Here is a 13,330-nt window from a genome sequence, read left to right on the forward strand (position 1 = left end):
TTTACTTCTCTTTCTTTTTAACCTCTATACTATCTATTAACTTAAAATGTCCTGTACTCAGTAAATAGTTTGCTTTCTCATTTGCAACCTTTTCCTTTACTCCGTTAAAAAAAGTATAGCCATACGCAGTATATGTACCGCCTAATTTCAATTCTATAATCTTCATATGCAAATTACCTTACTTAATTCCCAAATTTATCAGGTATATTAGTAAGAATTGCTACTGCGTCCATTTCTTGAATAACTGCATCATCATCCAAATGAATAACATAGAATCGCTTATCTTCCATAACAGCAGATTTACCTTCTACAGTCTTACGAACTCGCGTGTCATACGTATTTACCGCAATAAAGTTTTTAGGATCTGCAAAAATAATTACATCATCTTGAATAGAAGGGACTGTGACAATCTCATACCCCAACGGCTTATTAACTTGATCCCCTGTACCTAATAACGCAGCATCGCCTAAGCCAGTTGAACGAGTTGTTAAATATTCAATCCACTTCTCTCTACGAGCAGGTGACATAATCCACTTTAAACCTTCATTTTTATATTTATTAGGCATCGCCTTAGATAAATTAAAGATTGAGTCTTTACTAAACCCAGCGCTAGCTTCAGCATCTCCCGTTCCCGTCACTAATTTAAAATGATCGACAATATGAGATTTACTTGATTGTTTAATTTGTTTTAACCAGCCATCATTAATTTGAAGAAATGGGTCCTCTGAAGTTACATCCCCATTCCAATGAAGGTCTTCAAGGTCAATACCTAACTGAGTTGACATTAATGTCATAACAGTATCTTCATATCCTTCACCTTCAATATTTTCTCGAAGTAGCTCCTCCGTAATTTCCCATGGTAAACGAATAGAAATTGTATCATATTCAACTTTCGACGTTTCTACACCTGCTCGATAGCCATCATCACTATTTTCCATTTTCCTACGCAAAATTCGACCACCGATTGCAATTTTATCTAATTCACCTTTTTTCGCTTTGCGAATCTCTTTACGATGCAATTGAGAAAATGGAGTTGCATCAAATACCATTCGGAAAAATTCTTTACTTTGTTCCGGATATAATAGCCCCGCTTTCATTCCTCCTGTTGTCATTGTACTCTTTTCAATTCGTTCAATACGTGCTAATAATTCTTTATTATTCATAGATTCATTTCTCCTTATCTTTATAGATCTAATCCTACCCATTTATTTACTGGTTTTCTCATCTCGTTTGTTGGTTTGGCATCAGCACCAAGACTTTTACGAACTTGTGCTGATCGCTCAATTACTTCAAGTCTCTTTGAAATGGGGTCTATTACCTTCTGAATAAATTCACTTGTCTTTTTAGATTCTCTGTCATTTTCTAATTCATTAGTATCATGAGTTGATTCAAGTTCTTTATTTAACTGTTCTTCCAACTCCTGTAACCTCTCGAGAAAAGGACCCATTTCTCTCTTTACAATGTCTGCAATTTCATCTGAATTTTGATCTGCGTTTTTTTGTAACTTATTTTCTTTAATTTGGTTCATCAAAGAAATCATTTCATCAAATTTTCCATCATTTTTCTTATATAAGATTGTGCCTGCTTTATTCATGGAGTTAATTGTAATATCTTCCGGCGAGAAATCTGTATCACCACCCTTCATTGTATTTAAAATGTCCTTCATTTCATCTAAGGTGGAATCCATCCGCTTAATATCTACATTTCCCTCCCAAATCCCAACATAAAATACATCTTCAAACAAATTAAATACCTTTTGCATCTTAGAGTTTTGTTTATTATTTAATGACTGATTATCCATCTCCTGAGTTTGTTCCTCGTCATAATGTGACTTAAAAAAACTAAACATCTTACGAATTACACCTTTCTCATCTTGTGTAAACTCATCCATTTGTGGCATCTCCATTCTTTCTCCAACCCCTCCCATCGAAAAGCCTGTGATTTTCCCTTTTTTGATCTCTTTCCATGTTTCACTATCGTCTACTCGAACAGTCATAAGCCATGTTCCTTTTTTAATATTCTGTTTCCCAACAACCGTATTATTTTTAGAAATCCAGCTTTCTACTACTGTTCCTTTTCCTGCCAACTCGTCATGGTTTTTATCTATGTATCTATATTTCTCTAAAAAATTATAAGCCGCTCTTTCAATTTCTTCGGCCGTCATGATATCACCATGTGCATCTTCTATATTTGGTTCATAAACAACCCCTGTTACAAGCTGTTTTTCATCTTCCCTCTTTAAAATAGGAACATTTTTCAAAACATTAGAGCTATTCATGTTCATACCCTTCATAATTGCAAATGGCCTACCATTAGCCCCCTTTGTTACTAATGAAACATAACTAATTTCTACATTTTTCAATTCATTTGGCATAATATATTCCTACTTTCTAGCAAGACTACTAAATCGAATTTGAATTTTCATTTAAAAATTTATCTCCTTCTAGAACTGGTTCGTATCCAATAACTTTTCGGCATTCATTTCTTGTTAATATACTCTTTTCGTATCCATCTATTGCATATTGCATATCACTTGCTCGATCATCTGTATCAATTTCATTTAATTGAAACTGCCAGTCCAATTCCCCCAACGTTTCTGTAAACTCTTTAAATAATTGTGTATTTAATCGATGTTCTAAAATTTGTTGACCTGGTTCAATAATTGATCTTTTATACATTTCATTCATTTCTTTTGCTGTCGTCTGTCCAAGTGATCCTGTCATAGCCCAACCAATTCTATATGGTGGCACTCGATGAGCTACACAAATTTCCATAGCATTATCTTGGCGATATAAACGAAAGCTCGCTTCTTTGACATCAGGCCCTAATTTCTCTAAGCGAGCTTTTGCCCCTTCAGGGACAGGAACAACTGCTAACTTATGATGTTCTCCTTTGGTTTCGACAGAGAAAAATGTTTTTAATTCTCTTTCAACTGAATCATCTATTTCATCAACACCCTCAACAAACAAAACAGCATCTGGAATTGTTTTACCAGTAAAATAATTAATATTGTAATCTCTTACAGCTTGTGATCCTACAATGGAACCAATGGAACTCACATAATCCGGAATACCATAGTATGATGATCTAGAACCAAATTTACGAATTACAATAACTTCACCAGCCTTTTCTTCAGTGTCTAATAACGAGTTTTCATCTAAGCTATCACTAATCATTTCTCCATCTACTAACCTAAAATCAGATGGATAACTAAATCTCTTAAACCATCTCTCCTCATTATTTACAATCTGTGCAAATCGAATCTTATCTTTATGCGCACGTACCGTATGTGCTGGAATATGGTGAATCTGCGCTGGTTCCCCTTTCAAATTACGAACAACCTCTATAATTCCCCAACCTACAGTTTCATAATCCTCCCAAACTGCCCTAAGTATTTCGCTACTTGTCATTTCATTGTTGCAATATCTCATAAAACGTTTTAATTCTTTATATTGTTCTTGATTTGCCTCTGTCACTTCATCTAGCGGTGCAAAATCAAATCCCATACCAGCAATATCATTTACTTTTGCACTAATACATGCCGAGTGAATAGGGTTACTTTCTCTCAAATTTAATAATACTTGCATATCATATGGAGGCTTTACTAGTTCTTTATCACCGTACACTTGTGCAAATGGATCAATTGCCATTTGTTTACTTTGAAGTTCCTCATTACGTAAAGTCGTCTCACGACTTTGTAATTTAAGTACCTTCACATTTTTAATTGCTTTTTTCTCAACCATAAGATTTATGCCTCCTTTCATATACAAATCATTTATTCAATGTTTTTCATAAAAACTTTACCAATATAAAAAAACTGAACATTACATGTTCAGCTAAACTCTTTTTATTTTTCCACCCATTACTTTTTTTTGCTTAGTAAAAAAGTATTCTAAGGCTTGTGACGTTGTATCTACTTGATCATTATGCTTACCAGATGGGAAAGAAGCTAATTCATCTATATAATCATATACCCAAGATTGTATTTTAGGATTAGGTATATATACATTTCCAGATTGAAATTCAGGGGATATCGCCTCAGCACGTGTTTCTTTTGAACCCTGTGGATTTATAGGAATAATACCACTTATTTCATTCTTCAATGAACTAATAATCGCAGGACCATTTGCTTTTTTTTCAACTAATTTCGGAATGGACTTTTTAAACCCAGAATTCCGAAGGATCGACTCATATTTATGATGAAAAACAACAAATGCTTTCTTTGTTTCAAGGAAATTCATTTGCGCCCTCACTTGATCAATTAAATATTTGTCTCCATCTATTTTCCCCCAGATCTGTCCAACCACAAATGAACTTTTATTTGTGGTGTTATCAAAAGCCATATCCCAGGAAGTAATAATTTGATCAAATTGTTCCCAATTTGGTAATACATCATAATGTTGAAACCAGTTCCTTTTAAAAATATTCCCTATATCACTTGATGGTTTTTGTTGCCATAATGATAACCATGAACGTGCAGAGGAAAACTTCTTTTTATCTTCATAATAATTTTGGCCATAGTGTTCAACCCATAAGCCTCTTCCTATTTCTCTGTTCAATGGATCATTCCTTGACTCTGCTATAGCGGGAATTGATAACACAGTCCATTTCTCCTGTTCTTTCTCTAACAATCTACCAGCTAAATCGTCCTCATGCCATCGCGTCAAAATTAGAATTACCTTTGCACCTTTTTGTAAACGTGTAGATAAAGTATCTTCCCATTCATCCCATAGTCTATTTCGGTATGTAATTGATTCGGCCTCTTGGCGATTTTTAATAGGGTCATCAATAATTAATAAATCTGCTCCCTCCCCTGTAATCGAACCACCAACTCCTACAGACAACATTCCACCAGAGTGGTTATGTAGTGCCCAATCTGTTACGGAACCTTGCCGCTCATCAATTCTAATGTTAAATATTTCTTTACCAAACTCTTCAATCTTAGCACGATTTCTTCTACCAAACTTTTCAGCTAAACTTGATGCATAAGATACCTCTATAACTCTCTTATTTGGGTAATTTCCTAAATACCAACTTGGCAATGTTTCTGTTATAGACTGTGATTTTGAATGCCTAGGTGGCATAAACACCATTAATCTATTAGTCGATAATTTCTCTTCAATTAAATCTTGGCAAATCTTTGTTATTAATTTTGTATGCTTTGCATGTTTATAGAATCCCTTATGTGTATACTGAACATAGAAAGGGGTAGTTCACTTTTGCCAATTCCTTAAATGTATTTTCATCTATTAACTTATGTACATTCATCCGTGTCATGATTGTAATTCTCCTCCTTGAACTTTCTCAAATAATTTCATAGCTAAATCAAGCATTTCCTCATCACACCCAATTTTCATAGCCATTTTATTATGCTCTACTTTCATTTCTCCTGAATGATTTACGTTTGCTTGCAATTGATCTTTTCTTCCCCATTTAGTTGGGAATTTTCTTTCTAATCTCCATGCTGCGGCTTTCCAATTAGATTTTGCATGCTCCCCAATTGTCTCAACGTCTCTAGCTTCACTAAATGCTAATGCCTGATCAATTTCCATGACTAACTTCACATAAATCTTATCTTTTCTCGGTACTACTTCACCTGTCTTTTCACTCGTTTCAATTGCTCTACGCCCTTGTTTTAACCAAACATAAACTATACTTCTACTAATTCCAACTAACGCACATGCGGTTTCAATATAATTCCCTACTTTAATATATTGGGTCAACCTATTTATCAGCTCATCATTCAATTTCATTGGTCGCGCCACTAGCATTCCCTCCCGTTTTAACTCATCATTTGTATTTCTTTTTCTAAACACTCGATACATATTGTTGTTATATTGTCGTCAACTACCTCACGAATTAACATTTGATCACAATACTGAATTGTGATTGGAAATTTCAAAACCCACAAACATTTTTCAAGGCAAATTGAACATATTGGCATAGTATCTATATCTTGTTCTAACATCTAATCGCATCCTTCTGTAGTTTTTCATGTACTACTGCCTATTTTGTAGTAAATAAAAAGATGCCGTCACTTTTAAAATCTCTCATTTAATTTATAGATATCCTTTGGATCACTCTTTCTTTTTGCTAGTATCCATGCTTCATTTTTTATATTTCATTTAAACTTATTTTATTACTCTCTATTTATAGGTGGCACTATGGTGACAAGAATGTATTTGTAAATAAAAAAAAGCCTTAACTACTTTCGCAGAAAAGACTTTTTCTTACTTGTTTAGCAATTTTTATTTCAGATCTATATAGAATCGTTTTAATTGTACTTCTTGAAACATTCAAATATTTAGCGATTTTCTCTTGTGTAATTCCTCTTCCTCTTGACATGATATATATTTCTCTTTCATATTTTGTCAAAGTAGAGAGCGCATCTTCTAGTTTTATTCTTTCCCATTCTGAAATGACACTTTCCTTGTTTTCATCATCCCATTCATATGTTGTATCAGTACTACGAAAATACCTTTGCATTAACAAGGAATCATATGATTTTTCTCGTTGGTAAGCAGCTCTACGTTCCATTCCCCTGCGATTACCCGGCATCTTTGCATTCTTCATCCACTCCAAAGCATATGTGACATCACTAATCATACTTGTTAATATTTTAATCTCTTCTTCTTTTGCACTTATTTTGGCATTCTCTAACCTACATAACGTTTCTTTATATTGGATAATTAAATCTCGCATATACCATTCCCACCCTTATAACAAAGCAAAATTGTTAAAAATAGAGACCCTCTAAATCTACATTTAATTTCCATTTGTTTTTTCTCACCAAAAAACTAAAATTATTAAAAAAATCTTTCTTAATACTATTTGTCATTGCTACTTTGTACTTATATGATATATGTATATAACGATTCATTTTTATCTCTTTTTCATCATTTTTTTACATAAAAATAACCACCTGCTTGTTTACACAGGTGGTTATAATCCATATTAAAAACTTATTTATTATTAGTAGTAATCTTAACACTCCTCAACCTCAATCCCTAATGCATATGCATAGTTGTAAAAAGCAGTATTTCTTTTTCTATAATAATCTCCCTCGGATAAATTCAGCTCTTTCATAATCTCATATCTATTAACTCGATTCTTTAACAAGTATTTTTGAATAATTATTCTATCACTTTCAATATCTAGTTTTTCTAACCCTTTGTTCATCGCAATAATATAATTGATCCGCTCTTCTTTCGCATTTTCTTTGAATATATTTTCTTTCGAGAGTATCGTTTCGTTAAAATAATTACACTTCATAAATAATCTGTATTTCTTTATAGCTTTCAGTACATTTTCTTTTGTAGCTTCTTTATTTAATACTGGTAATTCTATATTTAACATGTTAAGCCCCTTTCTTATCATTTATCATAATTTGAATTACATATCTCTAAATCATTACAATGATTTGCTATTGAGGCTTTTAGCCTTTATGTATTATTTCATACATTGTATTGCTAACATTTATTTTCTTATCCTTATGATTTTTGATTAATTTTTTTAACTCATCACTATTTAATTCGTATAATTGTTTATCCTTATATTTGTAAATTCCATTTTCAATAAGTTGATTAATTAAAAATAACTTCATCTTGCTACACCACCATATCTTCAACGAAAAATTGAATCTCTATATCTTTTGAATTATAATAACAAATTGCGCCCCCATTAATCGGAACACACCCTACTACTATTTGAGATTCACTTCCACTTTTTACAATAGCTACTTTATACAATTTATTATCTCTTTCAACTACATCACCAAGTCTAAACTCATTTATTTTACGCCCTTTGATAGCGAATAATTTTGCCCGTTCAAATAATAATTTTTCACTTTTTTCAGCTTTCCTAATTTTTATTTTCGTACTCTTTTCAAAATGACCATAATTATTAGAGAACTCCTCTCCATTAATCCAGAACCAACTACCATGCTTTATTTCTTTTTCATTTTCTTTACAAAATTCAACGATGAATTTTTCACTTTTTTCATTTTCAATATACAATAATTCTCCTTTTCGAATAGTTTCTCTACAATCTATAAATTCATTCTCAAAAAAGAAATTAATTTGTTGATAACTTTCTTTTTTACCTAAATAATCAGCAATTACTCTTTCACCTTCTATTTTCCAACACATCGGTGTCTCTTGTACTGTTGTAATCCAATTTGTTTTCATTCGTTTAATTGCTTCAAATCCTTTATATGTTCTCATTTTCAAGATACCTCCATTTAATTATTTAAAACATATTAATAAACTTAAAAACTGCTTTCAATGTACATACGTGTAATTTCTGATCAAATGCTCTTTCCATTCCTCATATTCTTTCTTTACTTCCGAATCACTTCACTTGCTTGCTAATTAAAAGAACCGATTCATACAGTACAAATTTCTTGAACAATATGTTTTCATGTGCATCTATATTTCCTACACAATATATATTCTTTTCTTAAAAAGGTAATTTTCTCTTACGCTTATCTCTTGTTTTTTTAAATTCTATGTGTCGATATGTATTAAACATACGAGATGTAACTCTTTCATCGTACGCTTTTATAATTGCCTCACCTGTTAAATTCGTTGTAATAATTGTTTTTTTCCCTTGTCGTCCATCAAACAGTTTAAATAACACACGATTTACAAATGCTGTTGCTTTTAGATCATTAATATCCATATCCCCTAGCTCTGCTCCTAGATCATCAATGACTAATAAATCCATAGAAATTAGCATATTTGTTATGCTATGCTCTGTTTCACATGATTGCGTATTAAATGTCGAACGTATGTAATCAAAAAGTTCTGAACTTGTAACATACATAACTTTATCGGAACTTTGTTCATTCATTTCATGAGCTATAGAGTATGCAATATGACTTTTTCCAGCTCCAACTTTACCCACGAGAATCAAATTAAATCGAATATCATTTAAATAGTCTGTAAGAGCCTTTTTAGCTAAAATTAAATTGTTTTCATCCTCTTCACACTCTGATATAAATGTCGAAAATCTAGCTAATTTAATAGTTTCATCTTTAATAAGACTATGATCGTAAAATATACTTTTACGTTTTCTTTCCTCTTTTTCATAACGAAAAATATTCATCTCTTTTTCTAACCTTCTATTTTCTTCTTCTAAACGACATACTGGACAAATCGTTTCACCCTGAATCTCCATCAATCTTACCATTCGCTTCCTCTCCTGATTACATATCACACATGTTTCAGAAAGGAAGTTCATTCTCTTCGAAAGACTTTGTACTATATCTGTTACCTTTGTTAAAGCCATTTGATTTCACCATCTTTCTCTGCTGCAAATATCCCTCAAATTTAGTTCCAAATAAGGTTTCTGGTCTTAAATATTTTGCCTGTTCTGTATAAAGCCATTCTTTCGCCTTCGTCTCAATAACTTCTTTAAATTCATTTATATTAAATCCCTCTTGTAGTCTAGATTTAATTAACATTTGTGTCTTTTTAGTTGAAATACGATAACTTGTATTACATACACTGTTGAGATAATTAATTATCTCTACTATATCTTTTTGAGTGGTATTCTCTGAGTTAATCTTTTGTGTAGTCTCTGGTATTGGTTGAGACATATTTTCATTTTCCATTATGACAATATGTTCTTTTCGTTGAGACAATTTGTCACAATCGTTATCTATTTCTAATTCAACTAGTCTGTTATAATTTATTGAATACCATTTTGTTTTATCAAACTTTAATTTGTTATAGTTACCACTTACCAATAAATTAAACTCTTCTAGATTTTTAACAATCCGTTTCAACGTTCTTTCATTCCAAAACGGGAACTGTTTATGCCAATTTGTAATGCTATTATAGACCCAATAACGATCATCATAATAATGTTTCGAGCGCTTGAGCCAATAATGTATTTGTTGAAGAAAAATTGCCTCGTTTAACCCAATCTTACTTGCTAATCGAGGTAATACTAATAGTGGCTCATCCTGTATTAGCAAACTACTCATTTTATCTTCCTCCAGAACTTTTTCTTAAAATCAATATATTAAATTTCTTATATGTTAAAGGTTTTATTCTCCAAAACCTTTAAATTTCCCAACCTATTAATACTTGTATAGCTTGATTAGCTTGCTTCCTTGTAAGATCACTCAGTGATTGAATTTGAAGTTTTTCTTTTAATTTTTTTTTGATTTCCTCTTTTGATATTACTCCATCATATTTCAATGCTATTATATGCATTTTGGCATAAATCATTTTTAACTGTTTATTCGAAAGTTTTTCCGATTCAAAACAACTAGTATTACTAAATTCTTCATTTTCATTAGTACTCTTGCTGACATATCCTTGTTTTTTTGTTACTTTAAAAACCATGTTTAATCCTCCTCCCTACAATAGACTTTCCTATAAGATTTGTTTTTTAAGACAATAGTCTTTCTTTTCTTACACCTCATTCTCTGTTAGCCATTTTAATAAAAATGCCTTCGTTTCTTTAGCCGGAAAATACCATTTCCCGCCCACTTTAAATTTTTGAAAGCGCTAATCAAAAAAAGAATTCTTTTTGATTAGTATTCCCGACATGCAAGTTCTTTTTTTAAATTCACTTGTATCCCAAAATACAAATTTTGCATCCACTTCTTTAAGCTTTTCTTCTAATTTTTCTAAATATAATCTTCAGATCGCTCTTTCATCTACTTGAATTTTTAGCATGCTATATTTCATCTCAATTTTTTTATACCAAATACACTTTAGCTTTTCATTTTTTTGATCTCTTTCCTGCTTTTCCAAGTAAAAAACTATATATAAAGTACTTTTAATAATAGGATTATTAGATATTTAGTTTGAAATATCCCCAAAAAACATCCTATAATCCAGATATAAATACGTGCATTTTTGTCACAAATTAATTAAAAAAAAGATCAGGGAATAACTCTTCTATAGATTTCTCTAAATAGCACGATAACATATGTGCCTCTTTCAGAGTGAATTCACTTTTATTATGTTCTTTTGCCCAATATGTACGTGGAGAAACATTAAGAAAATCAGCAACTTCTTCAATAGTTTTTCTCTTTAATTTTCTTTCTAAAAATATCATCTTGTGCATTTTTGTCACCTCTTTTCAAATTCAAATATAGTACTACGTGACAAAACAGTCAAGAATTTTTTTACCAAATAACGAAGAAAGTTGCATTTTTGTCACACCAATTATATAATCAATCAAGACGGAGGTGACAAAAAGTCATGAAATCATTCGGTTTAAAATTATCTCAATTGATGAAGAAAAATAATATGACAGACGAACAATTAGCTGAATTATTATCTGTTAGTAGAACTACTGTTTTGCGGTGGAGAAATGGTGAAAGAAGCCCTAAAATGTCAAAAATATCTCAAATCGCTAAGATATTAAATGTCTCTGCGACCTACTTTATTGATGAAAATGAATCCTATTATCCTGAAGATCAAGCAATTACCAAACGGAATATTCCCATTTATGGTACAATCGCAGCTGGTAAACCAATTGAAGCTATAGAAAATGTAATTGGTGATATACAGGTACCTGATATCATTTTAGATAAATATGGATTTGAAAAACTATTAGCACTTCGTATAAACGGAGACAGCATGAATAGAATTGTACATGATGGACATATAGCTGTACTTGAGAGGACAACAAATATAAATAATGGCGACATAGCCGCTGTACTTATCAACGGATATGACGCCACTTTAAAAAGAATTTACAAAACCAATAATCGAATTATCCTAGAACCAGATTCTTTTAATCCTAGTATACATCCATTAATGTTTGATTGTACAGATATAGAAAATTGCCCAGAAATAAAAGTAGTTGGAAAATACATTTGGAGTTGTGCACCAATTCAATAATATATCATCAATAAATTAAGTTATTTTTTAATAAATTTTAAAGTAAGGGGGCTCCCCTTACTTTCTATAGGAGGAATTTATCTTGGCTAGTTTCAGAAAATTACTATTACATACTAAATAGAATAAACTGGGTATCTCACATATTAAATATTATTATTGATGCAAGATATAAACCCTGAATTTTAACTGTATAGTTTAGAAGAAATACTAAAAAAAAAGAAGAAAATGATGAACTATCAAGAAATATTCTCCTCATTAAAAAATCTTGTTTTATCTTATTACTTTCTTTCAGTATGTTAATTTTCACACTTCCAGTACCCGTCTTTGCACAATCCAATAACAATACAAATTCTGTTACAAATTACTATGTATCTCCAACAAGAAGCGACCTTAATCCCTGGTACATTAGATCAACCTTTTACTACTATTCAAAAAGCTGCTAACGTAGCTAAAGAAGAAAGTACAATCTACATAAGAGGCGGGATTTATAACCAAAAAGTTCGTGTCACTCATTCTGGTGCCTCAGGAATCCCCATTAATTTTCAAAATTACCAGGTTGAAAAAGTCATTCTCCATGGTTCTAAGGTCAAGTTACATGATAACAACAACATCGGAATTGTTCTGATTGGACATGAAGGTGTATCACCAGTAGCTTCTTTAGATCAAGCACGGAATGGAATTGTACGTAACAATATTGTCCATCATAATTCATCTATCAATAATACCAGTTATAATGAATATTCAGCTGATGGTATTTACGTGGATCGCGGGAAGGAAATTATTATTGAGCAAAATCAAAGCTATGAAAACGACCTTGGTATTGAGGTGGCAAGCGAACATGCAGGAAAAAGTGCAAGCCAAATTACCGTTAGAGACAATACAATATCCAATAATATCATGAGTGGTATTGCAATTGGTGGATATGACAGTAAGCAAGGATATGCTGAAAATAACACGATTACGAACAATGTAATTTATAAAAATGATACAAAAGATCAAGAGAGTGGCCAAATAGAATTAAATTATGATACCCGTAATAATGTAATTACCAATAACCAAATCTATGCAAGTAATAGTCGTATCTTTATTAGCAATAATTTTAGTAAAAACACAGGAAACAAGCTTGATTACAATCAATACTATGGTGAGTTCGATCAAACTAATGGCTAATGGCTTATGGCAATGGAAAAGAAAAACGTATAAAGGATTTTCATCTTATCAAGCGGGTATGAATCAAGAAGGAAATGAACAACATAGTGTATTTAGCAAATTGTCTCCCTCATTCAAACTTATTTTAAAATGAAGCAAGTTTACTAAAATGACTTTATCTTACCACACTTCAAATCCCCTCCCCTATAATGGCAAGGATGAATTAAAAATTGTAATTTTTCCACGCTTATAAAAACTCTTCATTTATTCTTTAAGTACATAGGCGTATCTATAATTATATTAGTAAGCTGCGGCCA

The 13,330-nt window shown here is 31.6% G+C and carries 16 protein-coding genes and 1 pseudogene; 2 read left to right on the plus strand and 15 right to left on the minus strand.

What is annotated here, in order from left to right; translation table 11 throughout:
• Position 1: 1 nt before the first annotated feature.
• From QCI46_RS28910 to QCI46_RS28980, 15 genes are all read right to left on the minus strand, one after another.
• Positions 2-166, minus strand: a complete 165-nt coding sequence (locus QCI46_RS28910) for a YqbF domain-containing protein (RefSeq protein WP_000691127.1) — start codon at positions 164-166, stop codon at positions 2-4.
• A 16-nt stretch (positions 167-182) separates the two neighbouring features.
• Positions 183-1,163 (minus strand): phage major capsid family protein, encoded by a 981-nt coding sequence (locus QCI46_RS28915; RefSeq protein ID WP_098961799.1) that lies wholly within the window; start codon positions 1,161-1,163, stop codon positions 183-185.
• 20 nt (positions 1,164-1,183) lie between these two features.
• Entirely contained in the window at positions 1,184-2,374 is a 1,191-nt protein-coding gene (locus QCI46_RS28920; RefSeq protein WP_353842085.1) for an XkdF-like putative serine protease domain-containing protein, read from the minus strand.
• A 28-nt stretch (positions 2,375-2,402) separates the two neighbouring features.
• Positions 2,403-3,743 carry a phage portal protein gene (locus QCI46_RS28925; RefSeq protein WP_353842086.1) on the minus strand — a complete coding sequence of 447 codons (1,341 nt, stop codon included), beginning with the start codon at positions 3,741-3,743 and terminating at the stop codon, positions 2,403-2,405.
• A gap of 93 nt (positions 3,744-3,836) precedes the next feature.
• Positions 3,837-5,084, minus strand: coding sequence for a phage terminase large subunit (gene terL / locus QCI46_RS28930; RefSeq protein WP_353842087.1), 1,248 nt, complete (start codon positions 5,082-5,084; stop codon positions 3,837-3,839).
• Between the two features lie 189 nt (positions 5,085-5,273).
• Positions 5,274-5,771, minus strand: coding sequence for a hypothetical protein (locus tag QCI46_RS28935; protein WP_069603977.1), 498 nt, complete (start codon positions 5,769-5,771; stop codon positions 5,274-5,276).
• An 11-nt stretch (positions 5,772-5,782) separates the two neighbouring features.
• Complete coding sequence (locus tag QCI46_RS28940) at positions 5,783-5,968, minus strand: hypothetical protein (protein WP_154131926.1); 186 nt, start codon at positions 5,966-5,968, stop codon at positions 5,783-5,785.
• Between the two features lie 233 nt (positions 5,969-6,201).
• Complete coding sequence (locus QCI46_RS28945) at positions 6,202-6,702, minus strand: sigma-70 family RNA polymerase sigma factor (RefSeq protein WP_353842088.1); 501 nt, start codon at positions 6,700-6,702, stop codon at positions 6,202-6,204.
• 282 nt (positions 6,703-6,984) lie between these two features.
• Complete coding sequence (locus tag QCI46_RS28950; RefSeq protein WP_353842089.1) at positions 6,985-7,356, minus strand: ArpU family phage packaging/lysis transcriptional regulator; 372 nt, start codon at positions 7,354-7,356, stop codon at positions 6,985-6,987.
• Positions 7,357-7,435: 79 nt separating this feature from the next.
• Positions 7,436-7,603: a Fur-regulated basic protein FbpA gene (locus tag QCI46_RS28955; protein ID WP_262787300.1), complete on the minus strand. Its 168-nt coding sequence runs from the start codon at positions 7,601-7,603 to the stop codon at positions 7,436-7,438.
• Between the two features lie 4 nt (positions 7,604-7,607).
• Complete coding sequence (locus QCI46_RS28960; protein WP_353842091.1) at positions 7,608-8,222, minus strand: hypothetical protein; 615 nt, start codon at positions 8,220-8,222, stop codon at positions 7,608-7,610.
• A gap of 235 nt (positions 8,223-8,457) precedes the next feature.
• Positions 8,458-9,288 (minus strand): ATP-binding protein, encoded by an 831-nt coding sequence (locus QCI46_RS28965; RefSeq protein WP_098961808.1) that lies wholly within the window; start codon positions 9,286-9,288, stop codon positions 8,458-8,460.
• Positions 9,224-9,988, minus strand: a complete 765-nt coding sequence (locus QCI46_RS28970; protein WP_353842092.1) for a conserved phage C-terminal domain-containing protein — start codon at positions 9,986-9,988, stop codon at positions 9,224-9,226. The genes QCI46_RS28965 and QCI46_RS28970 overlap by 65 nt, the downstream gene beginning before the upstream one ends.
• Positions 9,989-10,067: 79 nt before the next feature.
• Positions 10,068-10,352 (minus strand): hypothetical protein, encoded by a 285-nt coding sequence (locus QCI46_RS28975; RefSeq protein ID WP_353842093.1) that lies wholly within the window; start codon positions 10,350-10,352, stop codon positions 10,068-10,070.
• A gap of 529 nt (positions 10,353-10,881) precedes the next feature.
• Positions 10,882-11,082: a helix-turn-helix transcriptional regulator gene (locus QCI46_RS28980; RefSeq protein WP_353842094.1), complete on the minus strand. Its 201-nt coding sequence runs from the start codon at positions 11,080-11,082 to the stop codon at positions 10,882-10,884.
• 137 nt (positions 11,083-11,219) lie between these two features.
• On the opposite strand from QCI46_RS28980, the gene QCI46_RS28985 reads away from it, so the two are divergent.
• Both QCI46_RS28985 and QCI46_RS28990 read left to right on the plus strand, forming a co-directional pair.
• Complete coding sequence (locus QCI46_RS28985; RefSeq protein ID WP_242253717.1) at positions 11,220-11,864, plus strand: LexA family protein; 645 nt, start codon at positions 11,220-11,222, stop codon at positions 11,862-11,864.
• A gap of 228 nt (positions 11,865-12,092) precedes the next feature.
• A pseudogene (locus tag QCI46_RS28990) lies at positions 12,093-13,167 on the plus strand (right-handed parallel beta-helix repeat-containing protein).
• Positions 13,168-13,330: the final 163 nt, after the last annotated feature.

This window comes from Bacillus cereus group sp. RP32 (genome assembly GCF_040459735.1).
Taxonomy (GTDB): Bacteria; Bacillota; Bacilli; order Bacillales; family Bacillaceae_G; genus Bacillus_A; species Bacillus_A wiedmannii.